Below are 23,647 nucleotides of genomic sequence, written 5' to 3'. Positions count from 1 at the left end.
GGGTTACATGTCATATTTGTTGACCTGAAAGCCCAGCCGCTGATATTCGCGCCAGCGCACGCGTGATCCGTCGCGTTCGGCGGGGTCGGCCGCAACGACTTCCAGCACGCGTTCTCCATACTGCCCGGGACATTCTTCGCGCAGATTGATCGTTAGCGGGCGTATAGACGTATCGACGCCGGGTGGTGCGATCAGCACGGACGTATGTTCGTCGTCATCGTCGCCGGCAAGCTGATGCGGGATATACGCGTCCTCGTCGAACGACCACAACAGCTCGTCGATGGCCTCGGCCTGCGCGAAGTCGCGCGAAAGAATAAGCGTGGGTTGCTGGGCGGCGAACGCCTTGCGCGCGAGTTCGCATACCAGCAGCAACGGTTGTTCGCGAAAGCGCGGTTTATCGATGAGATAAAAATCGGCACGGGGCATACGGCTCACCGGGGCCGAAGCGGTCGCCGGAAGACTGGCTTACCGCTTGGATGCCGAAAGCGTGAGCGCGATGAGCATAATGCGCGCACGCTGCCTTCCGTCGTCAGCGCTTGGAACATGTTCAACCCGCGCGGTCGATCAGCCATTGCGCCAGCAAAGGCACCGGCCGACCGGTTGCCAATCCCTTGCGGCCCTCATCCCATGCCGTACCCGCGATGTCGAGGTGCGCCCAGCGCTGACCTTCAGTAAAGCGCGACAGGAAGCACCCGGCCGTGATTGCACCGGCATTCTTGCCGCCGATGTTGGCGACATCGGCGAAGCCGGATTCGAGCTGGGCTTGATAGTCGTCCCAAAGCGGCAGGCGCCACGCGCGGTCTAGCGCATGCTCGCCGGCTCTCAGCAGTTCCTCGGCGAGATCGTCATGCTTGCTCATCAAGCCGCTGGCATGTTTGCCCAAGGCGATGACGCATGCGCCGGTCAGGGTCGCTGCGTCGATCATCACCTGTGGCTGGAACGTCTGGGCGGTATAGGTGAGCGCGTCGCACAAGATCAGGCGCCCTTCGGCATCGGTGTTCAACACTTCGATGGTGATGCCCGACAAGCTGGTCAGCACATCGCTGGGCCGGTAGCTGTCGCCATCGGGCATGTTTTCGGCGGCCGGTACGACGCAGACGAGGTTGAGCTTCAAACCCATCTTTACCGCCGAGACAAAAGCGCCGAGCACGCCGGCTGCGCCGCCCATGTCGAATTTCATTTCTTCCATGCCCGGACCAGGCTTGAGGCTGATGCCGCCGGTATCGAAGGTGATGCCCTTGCCGACGAAGGCGTAGGGCTTTTGATCTTCCGTGCCACCTTTGTATTCGAGCACGATCAACTTGGGCTTGTTGGCCGAACCGCGGCCGACGGCGAGCAATGAGCCAAAACCGAGCGCAGCCATCTCTTCGTGATCGAGCACCTTGCCGCTGACCTGCTCCTGGCTGTGGGCAAACGTCATCGCTTGTTCGGCGATGTAGGCCGGCGTGCAGATATTCGGAGGCAGGTTCGCAAGTTCGCGCGCGAAGCGCACGCCTTCGGCGATTCCGCGCGCCTGCTCGATGCCAAGCTGCGCCTGTTCGTCGCCGCTGAACGTAACGCTGCTCAGTTCGGGGTGAGCGCTCTTTTCGCGCGGCTTGAACGTAGTGGTGTAGCGATAGGTGGCATGGTCGGTGGCGAGAGCCGCCGTGCGTGCTCGCCATCCAGCGTCGTGTCCGGGAACGTCTACTTCGGTGAGGAACGAGACGGCGCTGTCGATCGGCAAACGCGTAAGCGCACGTGCCGCCTCAAGATTCACTTTCTGGAAACGCGCGGCGTCGAACGTCTTCTGCGAACCCAGGCCGACCACCAGCACACGCTTGGCCTGGACGCCCTCAGGGGTGAACAAGACGGTGCTTGTGCAGGCCTTGCCGCTGATATCGCCGCTTTCCACCTGGCGCTTGATCACCCCGTGAGCAGCGCTGTCCACGCGTGCTGCTGCGCTGGTGAGCAAACCATTTTCGTAGACGCCCACGACCACGCATGGGCTGTCGGCAGTTTCGGGGGCGGCGGAGCCGAGGCTGAATTGAAGCGTCATCGTCAAGTTCCTGCGGGAGCCGGCGTGCGTCGAACCGGCTAGACTAGGAGTTTGCCTCCCGCGGCTGGAGAGGCATGGAACTTGTCATTCTATCGCATGCTAAGCATCCTGGACCGGTACTTCCTGCGCGAACTGGGTCAAACCATAGGCGCTACTGTGATCGTGCTGCTGGTCATCATGGCCGGCACGTCGTTTGCGCACGTGCTCGAGCAAGTCGCCAAGGGCAGTTTTCCTGCCAGCGTCATGTTCCAGGTGCTTGGCCTCAACATGGTCGACACGCTATCGAACATGTTGCCGCTGGCGGGCTTCCTGGGCGTGTTGCAATCGTTCGGGCGTATGTATCGCGAGAGTGAGATGCATGTGCTTTCCTCATCCGGCATGGGCATGGGAGGACTGGTGCGGCCGATGGTCATCATCGCGACCGTCATGATCGTCCTGGTCAGCATGGTGTCGATGTGGCTGGGGCCGCTGGCTTCACGTACATCCGACAGCCTGGTCGCGGCGGCCAATCGTTCGGTGATCGCCGCCGGACTCGATGCAGGACGTTTTACGGAATTGCCGGGCAAGGGCGGCATCATTCTGGTCGACACCTTGAGCCGCGACGGCCAGCGGCTCGGCCATACCTTCATCGCTGCCGAACGCACCAACAAGGATGGCAGCCTGGTGATGAAGATGGCGACTGGCATGCACGGACAACTGTATTCAAATAGCGACAACAGCAACCGCTATCTGGCGCTTTACGACGGTTGGCAATACGAAATTCCGCTGGGTGCCGATAACTGGCGCCGCATGCAGTACGAACGCAACGACAGTGCGCTTTCGGTGATCCAGTCGGACGACGAATCGGATCCGATCCACAATCTGGACATGATCGCCTTGATGCATACCAACACGCCCGATGCGCGCGCCGAGTTTGCCTGGCGCACGGTGGTGCCGCTGATGACGCTTGCACTCCTGATGCTGGCGTTGCCTTTGTCGAAACAAAGTCCGCGTGAACCCCGTTATGGACGCATGCTGATCGCCGTGCTCGGCTTTTTTCTGTATTACAACCTGCTAGCGTTGTGTCGCGGTCAGCTCGCCAAGGGACATTGGCATCATGCGACACCGATGTGGCTGCTCAGCTTCTGCCTGTTTGCCATTGCCGCCTGGAATTTCCGCAGCCAGTACATTGCGCGCGCGCCGCGCAAAGCGAGGGCCTGATGGCAAGCTTGCGCGTCAAGCGGGTGGATTGGCTGATCGGCGTCACGGTACTTGGTTCGATGCTGCTGGTATGGCTGGTGCTGATCGGTCTGGATGCCATGATGCAGTTCGTGCGGCAGCTAGGTTTCATCGGCCGCAACGGCTACACGCTCAGCAACGCCATCTTCTACATCGTGGTGACCATTCCGCGCCGCATGTACGAGATGTTCAGTTTTGCGGCATTGATCGGAGGTCTGCTTGGCCTCGGCGGTCTGGCATCCACTGGCGAACTCACGGCGCTGCGTGCGGCGGGCATGTCACGGTTGCGCATCGCCGTGTCGGCGGTTGGCGTGGTCGCCGTGCTGGTGGTCGGCGTGGTGATCATGGGCGAGACGGTCGGACCATGGGGTGATCAGCAGGCGCAGGCCTTGCAGTTGCGATTGCGTTCCGGCGGCAACCTCGGTCTTACCAGCAGTGGTCTGTGGGCGCGTGATGGTGATCGCATCATCAACGCCAAGCATACCGCCGACAATCATTCCCTCGTGCAATTGATCGACGTGCGCGTGTTTACACTCACGCCGGACGGTCAACAACTGAGCCGTTTCGATCAGGCGCGTACGGCCGAGCAGGTGGGTAAACAATGGGTCATGGATCATGTGCGCACCACAACGCTGGACAGCAGCGGCGTGCACAGCCAGACATCCGCGAGCGAGCGCTGGGATTCCAAGCTCGATCCGGAGGTGCTGCAGCAGTCGCTGGTGCAGCCGCAATATCTTGCCATGCGCGATTTGCGCCACATCATCGCGTACAAGCGCAAGAACGGCGAGAACACGCGGCCTTATGAAACGCCGTTCTGGGGGCGCGTGATGTATCCCTTCAACGTGCTGGTGCTGGTGTTGTGCACCATGCCGTTCGCGTTTGGCGCGCTGCGCTCGGGCGGTTTGGGCAAACGCATTTTCATGGGCATGATCATCGCCATCAGCTGGTATTTTGTGCAAAAGGCCATTGTGAGCTTCGGCACGGTGTATGGCATGCCGCCTTTGATGGCAAACGTGCTGCCGGCGTTGCTATTGGTATCCCTGGCGTGGTTCTACTTCCGCAAAAATGCATGATGGCGCGTGCCGCTTTGTTCCAGACACCAACGTGTGCCTGGATATGTTCGTGTTCGACGATCCTCGCTGCACTTCACTATTAGGGGCTGCCGTCGCGGGCGAGATCGAACTTGTTACACGGGAAGACTGCCGTTCCGAGTGGCAAGCGGTGTTGTCATATTCCCGGCTCAAGTTGAGTTCAGAGCAGCAAAGACAGGCTGCCCGTGTTTTTGATACCCACGTGCGTTGCCTGGACGAGATGGCAATGCGTCCCCTGGGAGTGGCGCTTCCGCGTTGCCAGGATCGCGATGATCAAAAATTCCTTGAGCTGGCCTGTCAGTCCAGTGCAGTTGCATTGCTTACCCGGGACGATGCATTGCTGCGGCTTGCCCGGCGTACGCGGCGCGATGGTCTCTTTGCGATCCTGCCGCCGGCGTTATGGGAGGACGCCATAAGCTAGGACGATTCATTCGGAGCGCTTGTTCGGCTTGCCGATCATCGGTCCGATTCGGCAAAGTGTCGTTTCCCATTTTTTCAGCACCGGGGGTAAGTCATGCATTGGGTTGATCTGCGCAGCGATACGGTAACCAAGCCAACACGCGCAATGCGCGAGGCAATGCTGGACGCCGACGTCGGCGATGATGTCTATGGCGAAGATCCGACCGTCAATGCATTGCAACGCCAGCTTGCGAACGATCTTGGCTTTGAGGCCGGGCTGTTTGTGCCTTCCGGCACGCAATCGAACTTGCTTGCCTTGATGTCGCATTGCGAGCGCGGCGATGAATACCTCGTCGGTGCCGATGCGCACACCTACAAATTCGAAGGCGGCGGCGCCGCCGTACTGGGTTCGATCCAGCCGCAACCGATTGCTCACGACATAGACGGCACGTTGCCGCTGGACAAGGTCGCGGCGGCGATTAAGCCGATTGATCCGCATTTTGCACGTACGCGTTTGTTTGCCTTGGAAAACACCTGGCATGGGCGCGTGTTGCCACTCGGCTATTTGCGTGCAGCGCGAGACTTCGCGCGTGAGCGCGGTCTCGCGCTGCATTTGGACGGAGCGCGGCTGTACAACGCTGCCATAGCGAGTGGCGTGCCGGTGCGCGACATCGCGTTGCATTTCGACAGCGTGTCAGTTTGTCTGTCCAAGGGACTCGGTGCCCCGGTGGGCTCGGTGCTGGTCGGTTCGGCGGATCTGATCGACAAAGCGCGGCGCTGGCGCAAGGTGGCGGGGGGCGGTTGGCGTCAGGCAGGCATGCTGGCCGCTGCATGTCTTCATGCGCTGGATCACCACGTGGCACGGCTGGCGGATGACCACACGCGGGCCAAGCGCTTGGCGGGCGGCTTGCTTGGCATTCCCGGCGTCAGTTTGCTCGGGCAGCACACCAATATGGTGTTCATCGACGTACCGGCGGAACGCTTGCGCGAATTGGATGCTCATCTGCGTAACGCATCGATCCGCATCAGCATTGGCTATTTGCCGACATTGCGGCTGGTCACGCATCTGGATGTGGATGACGCTGGCGTGGAACGCGTGATCGAAGCATTCAAGACCTTCTTCACGCGTTGACCGCTCATCGCACGGATTGACGCAGCCGGTTTTCCGGATGGGGCGCCGCTTTCATTCCTGCTGAAATGAAAGCGGCGATTTTGCCCGCTAGGCGAGCTTGCTAGATACCAGCGACAACTCCGAGCGGCGAATGAAGTCGCGCACCTGCGGGTAAACCACTTCGCGCCAGCGACGACCGCTGAAAATGCCGTAATGGCCGGCGCCTTGAATCATCCGGTGTGCGCGGCGCGAGGCAGGAATGCCGGTGCATAGATCATGCGCGGCTTCGGTCTGACCGATGCCGGAAATATCGTCCAGTTCACCTTCAATGGTGAGCAGGCTGGTGCGCTTGATGGCCGACGGATCCACGCGTTCGCCGTCTATTTCCCATAAGCCACGCGGCAGCAGGAATTGCTGGAAGACGGTGCTGATGGTGTCGAGGTAATACTCGGCAGGCATGTCGAGCACGGCATTGTATTCGTCGTAGAACTTGCGATGCGCCTGGGCATCCTCCAGATCGCCACGTAGCAGATTCAGGTAGAAATCCCAGTGCGAGCTCAGATGGCGACCCGGGTTCATCGCGACGAAGCCGGCGTGCTGCAAGAAGCCTGGATATACCAGACGTCCATGGCCGGGATAGTTGGCCGGCACGGTATGGATCAGATGGCTCTTGAACCAGGTCAGCGGCTGCGTGGTGGCGAGGCTGTTGACTTCGGTAGGACTGCGGCGAGGGTCGATCGGACCACCCATCATCGTCATGCTGCGCGGCGTGGGTTCCCCGCGCGCCGCCATCAGCGAAATGGCCGCCAGCACCGGCACGGTGGGCTGGCAGACCGAAATGACGTGCAAGGTCTCGGCACCGATGTGGCGGATGAAAGCCTCGATGGTCGCCACGTAATCGTCCAGGCGGAAGGGGCCTTCAGCGGACGGGATCATCCGCGCGTCTACCCAGTCGGTGATGTAGACCTTGTGATCCAGCAGCAAGGTGCGCACGGTGTCGCGCAATAGGGTGGCGTGATGGCCCGACAGTGGGGCGACGACCAGCACCACCGGTTCGGATTTCATTTTTTCGATCGTTTCCGGATCGTCGCTGAAGCGCTTGAAGCGGCGCAGCTGGCAAAACGGCGTTTCCAGATCGATACGCTCCACGATGGCAATCTGATTGCCCTGGGGATTCGTGATGCTATGGATGTCGAACGCGGGCTTCTCGTAATCCTTGCCCAGCCGGTGAATCAATTCGTAGCCCGCAGCAATCCGCTGCGCACCCGGCACCTGGGCCAGGGGGCTGCTGGGATCGGTGAGCATGCGTGCGCTGGCTTCGGCGTAATGACTCAGGGGGCCGAGGAAGGCGCGTTGCCATTCATGAAGCTGATAAAGCATGGTGGGCGGGACCGACGATCCAAAGCTGCATCATAGCGGGTTATGGCGCTGATTGCTGCATTGCGGCACCTTGCCCGTCCCATATACATCAAAGGGTTATCGATCAAGACCTTGTGAAGGGAAATCAGCGGACGACCCATCCGGCTTAGGCGAGGCGGCGGATTTCAGCGCCAGCAAGGAGATCGTGGAGGGCGCGATGGCGCCGATCGAAAAGAGCCACTCCAAACCAGGCAATCCATCCCGCAGCCACGGCACCCAACGCGATGCGCAGCCCTGTTGCCGGGGCGAGCAGCAAGAGCGCCAAGGGCAAAACGCCAATGCAAAGACGAAGCAGCGCCCGGCGCCAGGTCAAAGAAGAGCCGTCGGCTGCGGCGACGCGAATACGCCACGGGCGCATGCCAAGCGTCTGCCCACCGCGCAGCCACGAAAGCAGGAAATAACTGCCCACGACCGCGGCCTGCAATGGCTGGTACCACCACGCAATGCGAACCTGCGAACCGGTCGTGATCAACTGGCCACCGGTGGCCAGCTGGCAAACCAGGCCCACCACCATCACGATCGCGGTTACCGCAACCAGGTCATAGAGCAATGCGAACAATCGTCGCCACAGTGGGCAAGTTGCATCAGTCGTTGTCATCGGAAGCTTGCGTGGCAGGCGGACAATGCCCAGCATCCTGCGCATGAAACAGAGTGAACGTAAAGAGTCGGTACGCCTGTGCGAGGCGGACGAGCAGGAAATCGCCGTTTTTATCGAGCGTGTGTGGTCCGAGGATGGATTGGCCGAACGTACGCTGGCCGCTTATCGGCAAGACCTTGAGGCATTGTCACGCTGGTTGGCGGCGCGTGGCAGACGGTTGCGTACGGCGCGGCGCGAAGACCTGTCGGCGTTCCACGGATCGCAGCCGGTGTCGGTGCGTTCGATGGCGCGACGCCAATCGGCTTTTCGCCGTTATTACGCATCGGTAGTGCGGGACGAGCCGGGTTTCGACGATCCGACGCTGTTGATAGAACGCCCCAAAATGCCGCGCAGCTTGCCCAAGGCATTGGCCGAGCGCGAAGTGGAAGGGCTGCTGCATGCGCCGGATGCGTCTACCACTCTTGGTTTGCGCGACAGGGCGATGTTGGAGCTGATGTATGCATCCGGCTTGCGTGTCTCTGAATTGGTCGAGCTCCCGCTGGCGGCGCTGAACCCTCGCCAGGGGGTTCTGCGCATTACCGGCAAAGGTGGCAAGGATCGATTGGTACCGGTAGGAGAGGTGGCTCTGGAGCATATCCAGGCGTATCTGGCTCAGGCGCGTCCCGTGTTGGCCAAGGGAAGGCAGCCGCACGCATTGTTCTTGAGCAAGCGGGGCGAAGGCATGACGCGCCAGATGTTCTGGACGCTGGTCAAGCGTTACGCGGTCGTCGTGGGCATCCATGCCAAGCGTATTTCCCCGCATGTGCTGCGGCATTCCTTTGCCACGCATTTGCTTAACCACGGTGCCGATTTACGCGCCTTGCAAATGTTGCTGGGGCACAGTGCGTTGAGCACCACGCAAATTTATACGTTGGTCGCCAAGGAAGGATTGAAGCGGTTGCATGCACAACATCATCCGCGCGGATAATCCTTGCCAGATAAGAAACAGAACCAGATAAGAAACAGAAGATGGGTCACGGTCGGTGTATTCCGATATGCCATACTGGCTTTTCACGGTGCGTAGTCCCCGCGTTGCCGCATGTTATGAGGTCGTCATGTCCAAGAAATTCTGGTCGTTGTTGTGTGTCGGCGTGCTAGGGATTTACGCCGCTGGCGCATGGGGCATGGCAGCCGTTTCCACACCTCCACCGGTCGCGTCCACGCCCGAGAATATCGTGCGGCAGACATTGCTGCGGCTGGTGCCTAAGGCCAAGATCGACCAGATCATGCCGGCGCCAGTGCCCGGGTTTTACCAGGTGATCGCATCCGGCCATCTGGTCTACATCAGCGCGGACGGCAAGTTCGTGATGAACGGCGATCTCATTGACGCGATGAAGGGCACCAGTCTTACGGAAGACGCCTGGGGCGCCTATCGCAGAACTCAGCTGGCCAAAGTGCCGGCATCGGACCGTATCGTATTTGCCCCGCCGCATCCCAAATACACCGTTACGGTTTTCACGGATGTCACTTGTCCATACTGTCGTGCGCTGCATGAGCAGATCGGCGCCTTCAACAAAGAAGGCATTGCTGTGCAGTATCTGGCGTGGCCGCGTGCAGGGGTGGTGGGCGACGATGGCAAGCCCACCGCCACCTATAAGGAAATGGTGTCGATCTGGTGTGCAGCGGATCGCAAGGATGCTTTCACGGAGGCCAAGCAGGGGCGCGAGCCGAAACCGGCAACCTGTAGCAATCCGGTCAAGGATCAGTTCGATCTGGGTCTGCGGCTTGGTGTCACCGGTACACCGGCGGTCTATGCCGAAGATGGCACCCTGATCGGCGGCTATCTTTCCCCGGCGGACATGCTGGAAGCGGTCAAGGAGCACTCTGGGACGGGCAGCTAAGCCCCGGAGTCCTGGGGTCTGGGAACCCGCTTCTTATGCGGTGATGCAGCATGAGCTAGAATAAGCTGCTCCGCCGCTACAGCGTCGTTTCCCCGCATGATCGCACTTGACGGGCAGAGCGCCCTCTCGCCTTTTCGTTTGGAACGTCTCAACGCCCGCCTGGATGCCTTGCATCGGGGCACTCGGGTACAGGCTTGTTGGTTCGTTTATTTCGTGGATGCTGCCGTCGAGCCTGAGGACGAGCAACGTAGCCGGCTGCTGGAAGCGCTGGAGGCAAAAGACGGCAAACCCGAGACGGCTTCGCTTTGGGTGGTGCCGCGCCTGGGCACTATTTCTCCATGGTCAAGCAAGGCGACCGATATCCTGCATGGCGCCGGATTCGACGTTCGCCGCGTCGAGCGCGGCACGGCCTACCAGGTAGCAGGGTTACCTGCCGCCAGCGATCCGCGCTATGGCGACGTGCTGGCTGTGTTGCATGATGCGATGACGCAATCGGTGCTAACGCAGCTCGATCAGGCGCAGGGATTGTTCCTTGCGGGTCAGCCGGGCGACTTGGTCCACATTGCCCTGGGCGGTGACGCGCGTGCGGCGCTGGCAAAGGCGAACGGTGAGCTGGGCCTGGCGTTGGCCGAAGACGAAATCGACTATCTCGCCGCGTGCTACGCCGAGTTGGGTCGTGATCCGACCGATGCGGAACTTTTCATGTTCGCGCAGGCCAATTCCGAACATTGCCGCCACAAAGTCTTCAACGCCAGTTGGACCCTGGACGGCGAGCCGCAGGAAAAAAGCCTGTTCGGCATGATCAAGAACACCCATCAGCACGCACCTGCGCATACCTTGTCGGCTTACAAGGACAATGCGGCCGTGATCGAAGGGCATGCCGGCAAGCGTTTCTTCTGCGATGACGACGGCACGTGGCGCGCGCACGACGAGCGCATCGAATACGCCATCAAGGTCGAAACTCACAATCACCCGACGGCGATTGCGCCGTGGCCTGGCGCTGCGACGGGTGCGGGCGGTGAAATTCGCGACGAGGGTGCCACCGGTCGAGGTGCGAAACCCAAGGCCGGCCTGACCGGCTTTTCCGTATCGGACTTGCGCATTCCGGGTCACCCGCAGCCATGGGAAACAGATCGCCCGCTGCCGCCACGCATGGCCAGTGCATTCGAGATCATGCGCGATGGTCCCTTGGGTGCTGCTGCATTCAATAACGAATTCGGGCGTCCTTGTTTGGGTGGCTATTTCCGCACCTATGAACATGAAACCGGTGAGGCTGGCGTACGTCGCGGCTACGACAAGCCGATCATGATCGCGGGCGGCCTCGCCAATATCCGCAGCGGACACGTTCAGAAGCATGAGTTGCAACCCGGCCATGCGGTCATCGTGCTGGGCGGTCCGGCTATGCTGATCGGACTAGGCGGCGGCGCAGCATCTTCGGTGACTTCCGGTTCCTCAAGCGCAGAACTGGATTTCGCGTCGGTGCAACGAGACAACGCGGAGATGGAACGCCGTTGTCAGCAAGTCATCGACGCATGCTGGTCGCGCGGAGAGCAGAATCCTATTGTGAGCATTCATGACGTGGGTGCGGGTGGCTTGTCCAACGCGATTCCCGAGTTGCTCAACGATGCAGGCGTAGGCGGCGAGATCGATCTGTCGAAAGTGCCGTGTGACGATCCGTCACTCTCCCACATGCAGGTATGGAGCAACGAATCGCAAGAGCGTTACGTGCTGGCGATTACGCCTGAAAATCTGCCGGAATTCGAAGCCTACTGCGTGCGCGAACGCTGCCCTTATGCAGTCGTGGGCACCGCAACCAAGGAGCGTGTGCTGCGGGTCACCGATGCGCGTCGACAATTGACGGTGATCGATCTGCCGATGGATGTGTTGTTCGGCAAGCCGCCGCGTATGCACCGCGATGCCAAGCGTACGAAGCCGCGCATCGATCTGGTGCCCGACTTGAGCGGGATCGGCATGGACGAAGCACTCATGCGCGTGCTGCGTTTGCCGACGGTGGGCAGCAAGAGCTTCCTTATCACCATCGGCGACCGCACCGTCGGCGGCTTATGCTCACGCGATCCCATGGTTGGCCCATGGCAGGTACCGGTAGCCGATTGTGCAGTGACCTTGCTGGATTTCGATGGCTACCAAGGCGAAGCGATGGCCATGGCCGAACGCGCGCCGGTGGCCTTGCTCAATAGCGCGAATGCGGCACGCCTGGCAGTTGGCGAAGCGATTACCAATCTTGCCGCGGCACCCATCGACGCGCTGGACGAAGTCCGGCTCTCCGCCAACTGGATGGCTGCGGTCAATCATCCGGGCGAAGATGCCGCATTGTTCGATGCTGTGAAAGCCGTGGGCATGGAGTTGTGCCCCGAGCTGGATATTTCGATTCCTGTCGGCAAGGATTCGCTATCCATGCAGACAGTCTGGCAGGACGGCGACACGCCGCAGCGCACGGTGGCTCCTGTCTCGCTGGTGATCACGGCTTTCGTACGCGTCAGCGATGTGCGTCGCACGCTCACGCCGCAACTGCGGCTTGATCGCGGTGATTCCGATTTGTGGCTGATCGATCTTGGTGCGGGGCGTGGCCGGCTCGGTGGTTCGGCATTGACCCAAGTGTTCAATCGCGGCGGCGGCGTACCGCCCGACCTGGATGATCCCAAGCGCCTGAAGGCACTGTTCGATCTGGTGCAGGAAGCCAGTCGCAGCGGTTTGTTGCTGGCTTATCACGATCGTTCTGATGGTGGCGCGATTGTGACCTTGCTGGAAATGGCGTTTGCCGGCCATTGCGGCCTGGAAATCACGCTGGACGGTTGGGGCGACGCGACATTGCGCGCGCTTTTCAACGAAGAGCTGGGTGCGGTGGTGCAGGTTGCCGCAGCGAACCGCGAGGCATTTGAATCCTTGCTGGTGAAGCATGGCCTGGCAGGCATGAGCAGTCGCATCGGCCGCCCGAAGGAAAAGCTCGGCATCAAGCTATTCCTCAACGGCGATACCTTGTTCAAGTGGAACTGGACGCAGCTGTTCAAGGCGTGGAACGAAACCAGTCATGCCATGCAGCGCTCGCGCGACAATCCAGTCAGCGCCGATGCGGAAATGGAATGGCGCATCGATGACGCCGATGCGGGCATCAGTCCGAAGCTCACGTTTGATCCTGCTGAAGACATCGCTGCGCCTTACGTAAAGCAAGGTGTGCGTCCGCGTGTAGCCATTCTGCGCGAGCAGGGCGTGAATGGGCAGGCGGAAATGGCAGCCGCCTTCACCCGTGCCGGTTTCGAAGCGGTCGACGTGCACATGTCCGATCTCGCCAGCGGTCGCCTCAAGCTGGGCGATTTCCGCGGCTTTGCAGCGTGCGGCGGATTCTCTTACGGAGACGTGCTCGGTGCTGGGCGTGGATGGGCCGCATCGATCTTGTACAACGATCTATTGCGCGCGGAGTTCACGACATTCTTTGCTAATCCCAACACATTTGCGCTGGGTGTCTGCAATGGCTGCCAGATGTTGAGTCAGCTCAAGGACATCATTCCGGGTGCGCAGCACTGGCCGAAATTCCTGCGCAATGCGTCTGAGCAATACGAAGCACGCCTGGCGACGCTCGAAGTGCTGGATTCTCCCAGTATCTTCTTCAAGGGTATGGCTGGCTCGCGCATTCCGGTGGTGGTTGCACATGGCGAGGGACGGGTCAATTTTCCGAACACTTGCAGTCCTTCGAAATCAGGCGGCGCGGTGCGTTTTGTCGACAACCGTGGCAAACCCACTGAAAACTATCCACTCAATCCCAATGGTTCACCGGGCGGTCTCGCCGGATTCACGGCTGCGGATGGCCGCGTGAGCATCCTGATGCCGCATCCGGAACGCGTGTTCCGCACGGTACAGATGAGCTGGCATCCGGACTCCTGGGGCGAGGATTCACCGTGGATGCGCATGTTCCGCAATGCAAGGGTGTGGTGCGGCTGAGGTTGACCGCACTATCGCGTCGATGGCCGGTCTGGTTGCCGGCTATCGCATGGGGCGGTGCGCTCGCGTGTTTTCCCTGGTGGGTAGGGCTGCCCTTGCTGCTGGGATGTGCGGCCATACAGGCGGCGCAACTGACGCGGTTGCAGCGTTATAGCGGATGGCTCAGGTATTTCCTGCGCTGGGGATTGGTCGGCGTGTTGGTCGCCGCCTACCGGGCCTTCGATGGGTATGCGCTCGCATTAACCTGGACCCTGCTGGCCGCCTTGGTGGGTTTTTCCTTGCTGGTACTGCTGGAGTCATGGCAGGACCACAAGCCGCGTCGCAGCGCCGCGATGGCGGCAGCGTCGCCCGAATGGAGCGAGATGGCGCTTGCACCTATCGGTCCATCCGGCACGCTGATCGAATTGCAGCCACCCGGCTGGATAACGATCGATGACGTCACGGCAGGGTATGAGGGCGTCGTCATGACAGCCATGCATACATGCAGCCTTCAAGATGGCACTCATATCGAAGGCGTCGAGCCGCAGCTGTCCTTGGCGCCCAGTGAACGGTGGATGGCGTGGCCTGTCCGAGGTTGGCGGGGCGTCGTGCTGTACGATCGCAAGCTTGGCAGACAGCATCGCTTGCGCGGCTGGCAACTGTACGGCTGGCATGTCGGCGAGGCGTGGCTGACGCGCGGTGAAGACCAGCCGCCACTTGCATTGTCCCATGTACTCGGCCAAGACCTATTGGAAGAATGACGTCGTATCCGCCCCAAAACCATCATGACAGCCCTTGATACGACCCCGCTCGAGCTCAGCGTCATCATCGTCTCCGCCGATAGCGGTGCCAGCTTGCGGGACTGCGTGAACAGCGTGCTGTCATGCGCGATCTCGCTCGAAGTGTTGTTGATCGATAACGATTCGAAAGACGGCATTCCGCAAGCCATTGCCAGGGCACACGAACGCGATGGCCGCCTCAGGGTTATTTACAACCGCGCCAACCTGGGTTTTGGCCCAGCCGTCAATCGAGCTGCCTCACGGGCGCGGGGAGAGGTGCTGCTGATCCTCAATCCCGACTGTGTGATCGACTCTTCATCTGTGCAGCGGTTGTTGAGCGTGCTGGCGACGGAGAAAAAGGCGGGATTGGTCGGCGCTGTCGTGTGCGATGCGCAAGGTACGCCAGATCCGGCCTCTTATCGGCACGATCCCGTATTGGGCCGAGCGCTTGCCACACTGTTCAAACGAAGCAATGGCGTCAACAGGGCGTCCATGCCTGAGCAGGTGGTCGAGGCCGACGCTGTGTCCGGCGCAGTGATGGCGATGCCGAAGCGTGTCTTTGAGTGGTTGAACGGCTTTGACGAAAACTATTTTCTGCACTGCGAAGACCTCGATCTTTGCCGTCGCGTGCGCGATGCTGGCTGGCGCGTGTTGCTGGCAGGCGATGTCCGCGTTCTGCACGGTAAAGGTGGGTCGAGCAGGCACCGGCCGGTATTCGTGAGCTATCACAAGCATCGAGGCATGTGGCGCTGGTTCCGCAAGTTCGATCCGGCCGCTCGCAAACCGTTGATTGCACCCTTTGTGTGGGCCGGTATCTGGGCGCATTTCCTGATAAAGATCCCTATGCAGCTCTATCGGCTCGTCAACCGATGAGTTCGACCTCGCGCATACAGGCCGTGGCCATGATCGGGCTGCTGGCGATGACCGCCGTATGGGGCTCGACCTTCGTATTGATCAAGGATGTGATTGCACGTATGCCGGTCGCAGATTTCCTGGCCGTGCGCTTCATCGTGGCCGCGCTGGTGATGTTCGCGTTGTTTCATCGCCACGTGATGCGGCTGGAGCGGCGACAATTGTGGCGCGGCATGGTGCTTGGCGCGATTTACGGTGTCGGCCAGTTGCTACAGACCTGGGGGCTTGCACTGATCTCACCCAGCGTCAGCGGCTTTGCGACGGGTATGTATGTGGTGTTTACACCGATACTCGCCACGATCCTGCTGCGGCAGCGTATGCCGGCAACGGTCTGGCTGGCAGTTGGCCTGGCCACGTTTGGCCTTGCGTTGCTCTCGCTCAATGGCTTTTCCGTGAATGCTGGCGTGTGGTTGACGCTTGTTTCCGCCTTGCTTTATGGCCTGCATATCGTCGCGTTGGGACATTGGTCACGCGCCGAAGAAGCCTTCGGCCTGTCCGCCGTGCAGATGGCCGTGATTGCGTTCGTTTGCCTGCTCGCCACGGCAGGACACGGTGGTCCCGTGCTGCCACCCGATCGCAGCGTGTGGATGGCTGTGCTGTACATGGCACTGGTGGCCGGTGCCGGTGCGATGCTGATGCAGACTTGGGCACAGGCGCATCTGCCCGCCACGCGCGCGGCTATCGTCATGACGACGGAACCGGTGTTCGCCGCGGCCTTTGCCGTGGCACTGGGTAGCGATGTGCTTACGTGGCGCATGGCCTGCGGCGGCGGTCTGGTACTCGCTGCAATGTACCTGGTGGAACTGATGCCGCGCAGTAGTGAGCCACCGGCGGAAGCGATCCATCACGAAGTGTGAAAACGGCGGTTGCTACGGTTTCTGTCCATGCGCCTGCATGGTCATGCAGATCAGATAGATGACGGTCACACTGCCGATTGGAACAGCGGGCTACAGTCAGTTGAACTGGTGGAATACCTCATACGCTTCCAACCGGGATCAGAGAGCGTGTGGCGACCACCGTGAACCGTTTCACCATTCCGCCCCGTGTCTGCGTGGTCGTTGAGCAGTGTCGCGATGCAGTTGGCAATGATCTTGCCGCCTAATCAGGTGAGCCTACGCCATATGTCACCAAGACATAGGCGCAATGGCCTTCAAGATTCAAGAGAAACGGCGCATGGCCCATCGACGCTTCACGCTGGGGCATTATCGCGTTGACGGCATGCAGGGAACGCATCATGGTTCCCATTGTCCCAACCATAGTCGTAGCGAATCATTTGAACGATCATGCGACGCAATGCTTCATTGGCTTATAACGGAGACTTTTCATGGACATAAAGCTCATCGTTGGTGCTATGACGCTCGAGGAAAAAATTGGTCAGAAGATCATGCTTGATTTTCGTTATTGGAATCAGCCTGGTGAAAAAGACCATGACATGACGGAGCCGAATAACGACGTTCAGTCGCTGATTGTCGCCAATAATATTGGCGGGATCATTCTCTTTTCTAACAACTTGAAGACCACGGCGCAGATTAAAACGCTAACGCGCTGGTATGCCTCACTTGAGACGAAGCAGGGAGCGCGGCTTCTGATCGGCACCGATAATGAGGGGGGAAATGTATTTCGGCTTCCCCGGGGAGATTTCCCCTCCTTTCCAGGAAATATGGCCCTTGGTGCGGCGGTGGAAGGCGGGGCCAGTGTCGATCTCGCATTCAAACAAGGCCAACGCATGGCGCAGGACATGTTATCGCTGTCCATCAATACCAACTTCGCGCCAGTGGTGGACGTCAATACCAATCCCTACAATCCTGTCATCAACGTGCGCTCGTTCAGTGACGATGTGGCGATGGTGACTACGCTGGCCGAGCAAATGACAGCCGGTATGCGTAGTGAAACCTTGATTACCACTTATAAGCATTTTCCGGGACATGGCGCCACGTCCGCAGATTCCCATGACACGCTTCCTAGCGTGAACCGGACCCGGGAGGAGGCATTTGCCATCGACATAGCGCCTTACCAAAGAGCTATCAGCGAGGGTGTTGCGCCGGACCTGATCATGACAGCGCATATCCAGTACGCCTCGCTAGACAATACCCTGATCACCGATATGACTGGCAAAAAAATCCTTATTCCAGCCACCATGTCGCGCGAAATTCAAACCAACATTCTGCGGAATATCCTGCAATTCAAGGGTGTCACGATCTCGGATGCGCTGTCCATGGGTGCAATCACTAATTATTTTACCCGTGAAAGCGCCATCGAAAACGTGTTCAAGGCGGGCGTAGACATTGCTCTGATGCCAATCGGCATTTACCAGGAAACGGATAGTTATTTGTTGCCAGAACTCATCGCATATGTTGCGAACCAGGTGAGAAGCGGCGTGATCAACGAGGACGATATTACGGCATCGGTGGAGCGCATCTTGCAACTGAAGTTGACGCATTCGTTGTTGCAGGCGCCGGAAGTTATGGGTGATAGAGGTGAAACAGCGGATCCATCCCCAGATGAGGACATTTCCGATGATTCCATCACCTTGCTACAGGACGCACGAGGCGCACTGCCGATAAGCTCGCCGAGCAAGCGTTTTTTTATTTTCACCCCTTGGATGGAGCAGGGGGCAGGGATTGCTCAGGCCCTGAAGGACAATGGCTATGGGAACGTGGAGTACGCCAAACAAGGTGATATTTCCAATAGTGCCATCATTGAAAAGATGCGCACATGTGACGTCTTTGTCATAGGCACGATGTCGGCAGACTTCGGAGCGTCTGCATATCTTGATGTCAGGGATATGCTGTTTACTATAAAAAACATGGGCAAGACGGTGGTTATCGTGTCGATGCGATCGCCTTACGATATCGTCTACTACGTTGATTACGACATAGGTATTATCTTGACGACTTATTCCTATTACGGCTACGAGAATGGTGCCTGGCGGGGGCCATCCATGCGCTCGCTGGCGGAAATCCTGATTGGCAAGCGAAAGCCCGTCGGCAAGCTTCCGGTTGATACGTATCGCTATTACGACACACAGACCAATAGCGGAAGAGTTGCCGATCCGTACAAAAGGGGATTTGGCCTCACTCGTTGAGACATCCCATCCATTAGCGGAGTGGTACTTTCAAATGTTATGCCGATCCTGTCTGCAGGATTTGCGCAGATGAGTGGCTTTATCGCTCAATGGCCATGGTGTGCGCGTAGTTTGACTATCTTCCCCAATGAGCGTGATGTGGACGATTGGCTGATGGAGAACAGTCATGATTAAAAATTGGATTTTGTTTGGATTGATGTCAGTTCCGTTGCTCACCCATACAGATGTTGCCAAAGGTGGCGGGCAGCGCATCAACGACCCCTCTCGCTATTTACTGGAGCGTGGGGCTTTCATGGCTTCCTATGCACTGGGGGACGACCTTCAGATGCATGCCAAGGCCCTCCTTTGTAAAAAGGAGAAACAGTGTTTTCCAGTATCCCTGGAGTTCGATACAGGCGACCTGAATAACCATGTCAATGCGGCATTGAAAGACGAGCTTTCATTGGCTGATGGCACGAAGTCCTTGCACAAGGTTTCCATCGGGAGCCTGCCAGCCATGCTGGATTTTCCGATCTATTTTAGTGATCAGTCAGGGCGTGGAAGCTATCTTGGAGCATCTTCCATAGAAAAATATGGGTTGTGGTTCAATTTCGGTAAAAGAGAAATCTACGGTGGTGTTCGACCAGGATTGATGGACGACTATGTAAAGCAAAGCCAAGTGCGATATACGCTGTCCTCTCTGGAAGACTTTGGCGGATACAGATATATGTCGGTTTCCCTAAACGGAAGACAGCCGGTCAATTTCCTGGTGGATACGGGGACGAGCGTGAGCCTTATCGATAAAGCCTATGCTGAGCAAATAGGCCTTCATATTGAGGATGATCGTTGTGAGCAGGGGGAAAGCCAAGTCGGAAAAAGCAGGGTTTGTTATACCAGTGACGTGTTTTCCATAAGGTCTGGAGAGCATTATTTTTTCGCCAGCCTTCCAAAGGGTTTTCTGACCATGAACCTCCGGTTTGTCATTCCTCCTTTGCAGGTGAAAGGTATCTTGGGTCTGGATTGGTTGGAAAGGAATGCCGCTATTGTGTCATTGAAAGAAAACAAGCTCTACGTTCCTGCGTTGAGAACATACGATTAGCCGCCCTTTCTCAGCGGGGCCATAGTCGCTCAGCGGAGCCATAGTCGGCCTCGATTGCTCTGGCGACGGTGAGATTCCATCTCGTCAGTACGTGCCGTTTGCTTCGGAGCTTTTGCCGTGAGCAGCCCTATTCAGTCGATGGAACAGTATCTTCGGTGCGCGTCAAAAAGCTTTCCAGCGCATCAGCTACCGGTAGCGTTCAGAGAGCCGTTTTTTTAGGGCCTTAAAAAAACTAGATGGCATGGCGTGGAAGGTGTATGGCGTCAAGGATATCTTGGTGCGTTGAATGCACGGCAATGGACATGTGCACGACACACCAGTGCTGACGTTATTGCACGGAATTTGAATGCTTGCGTGGCTGCATGGCAATACGGATCAAATAGATGACGATGACTATATTGCCGATCAACGCACCCAGCTTCAGCCAGCTGAACTTGTGGATTACCTCATATGCTTCCACGGGAATCAGCGACCCTGTGGCGATCACGGTGAACCATTCCGCCCAGTGTTTGCGTAGCCATAGGCCTGTGCCTTCCGTCGCGAAAATCGCCGCATAGGCCAGCGCCACGATGCCGATGGCGATGAACTTGCTGGGTCCCATTTCTTCCAGTAATCCCACCAGGTGCCAACGCAATCCGCTGCTGTCCTGCAATGACAGATGTTCCAGCATGTACACCAGATGATCGAAATTTTTCTCTTTGTGCAGGCCAAAGGCTACGGTGGCCACGATGATCAGGCATACGGTCTTGATGGCCTTGTAGATGGCGATGACACGCAGGCCAAAGCTATGGCGCGCTTCGATCTCGGAAATGGGTTTGGTCATGCCGTGGTTGCAGTAGCGTGGTGAGGATTTAGGTCTGAGCGCACAAGTCTAGCTGCAGATAAAACAAGGCCATGTCTTGGTTTCGACATGGCCTTGTTCTCAAGATTGGTTCCAATGCCGGGAATTCAACAACATCGTCCACCCGTCCCCTTGTAGCGGGCCGCTTGCCGATCACGGAAGAACTCCGCATAGGTGGGGATTTTGTGTTCGGGATGATGGGCGCGAAGGTGCGCGACGTACACGTCGTAATCCGGCACGCCGCAGCTCAGGCGTGCGGTCTGCACCAATCGATGCCAGATATGCGTAAGTTTCATGATTACGTACTCCTGCCAGCCGCCACGCTGGCCAGCGCGATGCGTGGTGCCTCATGTGCAGTGGGAGCACGGCTGCGCCACGCTTTTACGCCGGCGTAAATACTGAAGCCGCACATGCTGATCACCAGCAGCATGAAGACGGCGGTGAGCGTGGCATCCACGCTATTGTTGGTGATGATGCGCTGCATCTCACCCATACTCTTGGCGGGGGCCAGCAAGTGGCCGGATTGCATTGCCTGCGTGTATTTCTGGGCAGCTGCCGTAAAGCTGATGGAACCATACAACTTCTCCCAGCCTGCCGTCAGCGTGCATGTCACCAGCCAGAAGGCGGGGATACCCGGCACCCATGCATACCGCTCGCGCTTGAGCTTTATGGTCACCACGGTGGCGAGCATCAGCGCGATGGCTGCCAGCATTTGATTCGCGATGCCAAACAACGGCCACAATGTATTGATGCCGCCGAGCGGGTCGACCGAGCCCTGATAGAGGAAATAACCCCACAGCGCGACGCAGATCGACGTAGCCAGCACATTGCCCACCCATGATTCGGTGCTCTTCAATGGCGCGTATACCAGGCCGGCAATCTCCTGGATCATGAAACGGCCGACACGTGTGCCTGCGTCTACCGTCGTGAGAATGAAGAGCGCTTCGAACAAGATGGCGTAGTGGTACCAGAAGGCCATCATGCGTTCGCCGGGAAGGATGTTATGCAGCAACTGCGCCATGCCCACCGCAAGCGTCGGCGCGCCGCCAGCGCGGCTGAGAATGCTGATTTCGCCAATATTGTGAGCGGTGCGCGTCAGCTCATCTGGCGTCACCACAAAGCCCCATTGGCTGATCACGCTTGCCGCGTGTTCCGCTGTATTCCCGATCAGAGCCGATGGCGAATTCATGGCGAAATACACGCCAGGATGCAGCGACGCGGCGGCAATCAAGGCCATGATCGCCACGAACGCTTCCATCAGCATGCCGCCGTAGCCGACCATGCGGGCTTCGCCTTCATTGGACAGCAATTTCGGCGTGGTGCCCGAAGCGATGATCGAGTGCCAGCCCGATACCGCACCGCAGGCGATGGTGATGAACAGGAATGGGAAGAGTTGTCCCTGGAAGACCGGACCGGTGCCGTCGATGAAGCGGGAAACCGCCGGCATCTGAAGCTGCGGGGCGGCAAACAGGATAGCGATGGCCAGCAGGAGGATGGTGCCGATCTTGAGGAAGGTGGACAAATAATCGCGGGGGGCCAACAACAACCATACTGGCAATACGGATGCAACGAAGCCGTACACGATCAACAGCCACGCCAGCGTGCTGGCGTCGAAGTTGAACCATGCAGCCAGTTCCGGCGTGGTCGCCACGTGCGCGCCGTAGGCGATCGAGGCCAACAGCAGCACCAGGCCGATCAATGACACTTCGAGAATGCGGCCTGGGCGTACCCAGCGCAGGTACGCGCCCATCAGCAAGGCAATCGGAATCGTGCAGGCGACCGAGAAGGTGCCCCAAGGGCTATGCGTCAGCGCTTTCACGACCACGAGGGCCAGCACGGCCAACACAATCATCATTAAGGCAAGCAAGCCGAACATGGCGACAATGCCAGCCAACGGCCCCAGTTCCTCGCGCAGCATATGTCCGAGCGAACGAGCGTCGCGTCGGACGGAAAGCCCGAGGATCATGAAGTCCTGCACGGCGCCACCCAGTACCACCCCGAACAGAATCCACAGCGTGCCCGGCAGATAGCCCATCTGCGCAGCCAGCACCGGCCCGACCAGCGGTCCGGCGCCTGCAATGGCGGCGAAGTGATGGCCGAACACCACCCATTTATCGGTCGGCACGTAATCGAGCCCGTCATTGTGCAGCACCGAGGGTGGCGCGCGTCCGGGATCCATTTGCAACACCTGGCGCTCGATGAAGCGTCCGTAGAAGCGGTAGCCGATCAAGAAAATGGCAACCGAGGCGGCCACCAGCCAGATGGCGTTGATCGGTTCGCCGCGTCGCAATGTAATGACTGCCAGGCATGCCGCGCCGATCACGGCGAGAATGCCCCACAGGATTTTCCCTGCCCAGCTGACTGGCTTCTTCATAGCGATCGTTTCCATTGAAGATCTCCGGAATAGGGAAAGAGTCTGTTCAATGCAGGACGTATGCCAGTGCTTAGGTTCGTCCTGTCGGCGGCGGGGGTCAATACCGCTGTCCGGCATTCCGGTCTGCGTACCGCCCCAAGCTTGTGCTGCACTGCCAAAATGAGTGCCTTATGTTTATCGTCATGAACACTGGGCATACGTGCCGACGCGCGCCTGCAAAGCAGCAAGAAAGGCTTGCGTTCATGCCGTTCAGCCCAAAGTTGAAGCTCAGCAAACACCTGCGTGAGGTTGGCATGATTCGCGAAATTCTGAAGATGGGTGATCCACGCTTGCTGCGTGTCGCGCCACCGGTGCCCGAAGCCATGATTGGCAGCGCCGAGCTCGATGCCTTGATCGCCGATATGTTCGAAACCATGCACGATGCAGGTGGTGTCGGGCTCGCGGCTCCCCAGATCGGCATCGATTTGCAGCTGGTGATTTTTGGATTCGATCAATCCGAGCGCTATCCGGATGCTCCGGCCGTGCCGCAAACCATTTTGCTCAATCCTGTCATTACGCCGTTGTCGCAAGACATGGAGGAGGGGTGGGAGGGATGCCTTTCCGTGCCGGGATTGCGCGGAGCGGTGAACCGCTATTCGTTGATTCGCTACGAGGGTGTCGATGCTAAAGGCCAACGTATCGATCGCACGGCGGAAGGTTTTCATGCCCGGGTAGTGCAGCACGAATGCGATCACCTGATCGGGCGGCTCTACCCTTCGCGCATCACCGACTTCACCAAGTTCGGCTTTACCGAAGTGCTGTTCCCGGATATGGATCCAGGGGCGGACGATTGATCCACGCGGATCGGTCATCGGCATCCTGGAGCGCATCGCCTGCTGCGGGAAGGGACGA

20 protein-coding genes are annotated in these 23,647 nt (G+C 58.8%); 13 read left to right on the top strand and 7 right to left on the bottom strand.

Annotated features, from left to right (window positions below):
• Positions 1 to 3: 3 nt before the first annotated feature.
• Together AC4HNJ_RS15530 and AC4HNJ_RS15525 are read right to left on the bottom strand one after the other, a co-directional pair.
• Positions 4 to 426 (bottom strand): DNA polymerase III subunit chi, encoded by a 423-nt coding sequence (locus tag AC4HNJ_RS15530; RefSeq protein WP_490480500.1) that lies wholly within the window; start codon positions 424 to 426, stop codon positions 4 to 6.
• A 121-nt stretch (positions 427 to 547) separates the two neighbouring features.
• Positions 548 to 2,035 carry a leucyl aminopeptidase gene (locus AC4HNJ_RS15525; protein WP_490480499.1) on the bottom strand — a complete coding sequence of 496 codons (1,488 nt, stop codon included), beginning with the start codon at positions 2,033 to 2,035 and terminating at the stop codon, positions 548 to 550.
• A gap of 96 nt (positions 2,036 to 2,131) precedes the next feature.
• Here AC4HNJ_RS15525 and lptF point away from each other — a divergent pair, with 96 nt between their 5' ends.
• From lptF to ltaE, 4 genes are all read left to right on the top strand, one after another.
• Positions 2,132 to 3,235 carry an LPS export ABC transporter permease LptF gene (gene lptF, locus AC4HNJ_RS15520; RefSeq protein ID WP_490480600.1) on the top strand — a complete coding sequence of 368 codons (1,104 nt, stop codon included), beginning with the start codon at positions 2,132 to 2,134 and terminating at the stop codon, positions 3,233 to 3,235.
• Positions 3,235 to 4,326, top strand: coding sequence for an LPS export ABC transporter permease LptG (gene lptG, locus AC4HNJ_RS15515; RefSeq protein WP_490480498.1), 1,092 nt, complete (start codon positions 3,235 to 3,237; stop codon positions 4,324 to 4,326). The genes lptF and lptG overlap by 1 nt, the downstream gene beginning before the upstream one ends.
• Positions 4,319 to 4,765, top strand: coding sequence for a putative toxin-antitoxin system toxin component, PIN family (locus AC4HNJ_RS15510; protein WP_490480497.1), 447 nt, complete (start codon positions 4,319 to 4,321; stop codon positions 4,763 to 4,765). Before lptG ends, AC4HNJ_RS15510 begins: the two co-directional genes overlap by 8 nt.
• Positions 4,766 to 4,858: 93 nt before the next feature.
• Complete coding sequence (ltaE, locus tag AC4HNJ_RS15505) at positions 4,859 to 5,875, top strand: low-specificity L-threonine aldolase (RefSeq protein WP_490480496.1); 1,017 nt, start codon at positions 4,859 to 4,861, stop codon at positions 5,873 to 5,875.
• Positions 5,876 to 5,962: 87 nt separating this feature from the next.
• On the opposite strand, the gene AC4HNJ_RS15500 is transcribed toward ltaE, so the two are convergent.
• The gene (locus tag AC4HNJ_RS15500) at positions 5,963 to 7,234 is read right to left on the bottom strand and encodes a polyhydroxyalkanoate depolymerase (protein WP_490480495.1); all 1,272 of its coding nucleotides are present in this window, start codon (positions 7,232 to 7,234) and stop codon (positions 5,963 to 5,965) included.
• 145 nt (positions 7,235 to 7,379) lie between these two features.
• Positions 7,380 to 7,871 (bottom strand): RDD family protein, encoded by a 492-nt coding sequence (locus AC4HNJ_RS15495; protein ID WP_490480494.1) that lies wholly within the window; start codon positions 7,869 to 7,871, stop codon positions 7,380 to 7,382.
• A 43-nt stretch (positions 7,872 to 7,914) separates the two neighbouring features.
• Here AC4HNJ_RS15495 and xerD point away from each other — a divergent pair, with 43 nt between their 5' ends.
• From xerD to AC4HNJ_RS15455, 8 genes are all read left to right on the top strand, one after another.
• On the top strand, positions 7,915 to 8,838 hold the full coding sequence (gene xerD / locus AC4HNJ_RS15490) for a site-specific tyrosine recombinase XerD (RefSeq protein WP_490480493.1): 924 nt from the start codon (positions 7,915 to 7,917) through the stop codon (positions 8,836 to 8,838).
• Between the two features lie 127 nt (positions 8,839 to 8,965).
• Complete coding sequence (locus AC4HNJ_RS15485) at positions 8,966 to 9,751, top strand: thioredoxin fold domain-containing protein (RefSeq protein WP_490480492.1); 786 nt, start codon at positions 8,966 to 8,968, stop codon at positions 9,749 to 9,751.
• Positions 9,752 to 9,847: 96 nt separating this feature from the next.
• Entirely contained in the window at positions 9,848 to 13,708 is a 3,861-nt protein-coding gene (gene purL, locus AC4HNJ_RS15480) for a phosphoribosylformylglycinamidine synthase (protein WP_490480491.1), read from the top strand.
• Positions 13,666 to 14,448 (top strand): hypothetical protein, encoded by a 783-nt coding sequence (locus AC4HNJ_RS15475; protein ID WP_490480490.1) that lies wholly within the window; start codon positions 13,666 to 13,668, stop codon positions 14,446 to 14,448. The genes purL and AC4HNJ_RS15475 overlap by 43 nt, the downstream gene beginning before the upstream one ends.
• Before the next feature lie 24 nt (positions 14,449 to 14,472).
• Positions 14,473 to 15,339 carry a glycosyltransferase family 2 protein gene (locus AC4HNJ_RS15470; RefSeq protein WP_490480489.1) on the top strand — a complete coding sequence of 289 codons (867 nt, stop codon included), beginning with the start codon at positions 14,473 to 14,475 and terminating at the stop codon, positions 15,337 to 15,339.
• Positions 15,336 to 16,235: a DMT family transporter gene (locus AC4HNJ_RS15465; protein WP_490480488.1), complete on the top strand. Its 900-nt coding sequence runs from the start codon at positions 15,336 to 15,338 to the stop codon at positions 16,233 to 16,235. Before AC4HNJ_RS15470 ends, AC4HNJ_RS15465 begins: the two co-directional genes overlap by 4 nt.
• Positions 16,236 to 16,702: 467 nt before the next feature.
• A complete protein-coding gene (locus tag AC4HNJ_RS15460) occupies positions 16,703 to 18,463 on the top strand; it encodes a glycoside hydrolase family 3 protein (protein WP_490480487.1) in 1,761 nt (586 codons plus the stop codon).
• Between the two features lie 166 nt (positions 18,464 to 18,629).
• On the top strand, positions 18,630 to 19,541 hold the full coding sequence (locus AC4HNJ_RS15455; RefSeq protein ID WP_490480486.1) for a retropepsin-like aspartic protease: 912 nt from the start codon (positions 18,630 to 18,632) through the stop codon (positions 19,539 to 19,541).
• 328 nt (positions 19,542 to 19,869) lie between these two features.
• Here the strand turns inward: AC4HNJ_RS15455 and AC4HNJ_RS15450 are convergent, their stop codons facing one another.
• From AC4HNJ_RS15450 to AC4HNJ_RS15440, 3 genes are all read right to left on the bottom strand, one after another.
• Positions 19,870 to 20,364, bottom strand: coding sequence for a DUF2127 domain-containing protein (locus tag AC4HNJ_RS15450; RefSeq protein ID WP_490480485.1), 495 nt, complete (start codon positions 20,362 to 20,364; stop codon positions 19,870 to 19,872).
• 125 nt (positions 20,365 to 20,489) lie between these two features.
• Positions 20,490 to 20,678, bottom strand: a complete 189-nt coding sequence (locus AC4HNJ_RS15445) for a YbdD/YjiX family protein (protein WP_490480484.1) — start codon at positions 20,676 to 20,678, stop codon at positions 20,490 to 20,492.
• A gap of 2 nt (positions 20,679 to 20,680) precedes the next feature.
• Positions 20,681 to 22,771 (bottom strand): carbon starvation CstA family protein, encoded by a 2,091-nt coding sequence (locus AC4HNJ_RS15440; RefSeq protein WP_490480483.1) that lies wholly within the window; start codon positions 22,769 to 22,771, stop codon positions 20,681 to 20,683.
• A gap of 278 nt (positions 22,772 to 23,049) precedes the next feature.
• On the opposite strand from AC4HNJ_RS15440, the gene def reads away from it, so the two are divergent.
• Positions 23,050 to 23,589 (top strand): peptide deformylase, encoded by a 540-nt coding sequence (def, locus tag AC4HNJ_RS15435; protein WP_490480599.1) that lies wholly within the window; start codon positions 23,050 to 23,052, stop codon positions 23,587 to 23,589.
• The last annotated feature ends 58 nt before the right edge of the window (positions 23,590 to 23,647 follow it).

The sequence above is a fragment of the Dyella sp. SYSU CM1112 genome (genome assembly GCF_058216415.1).
This window is presented reverse-complemented; position numbering and strand designations above follow the sequence as displayed.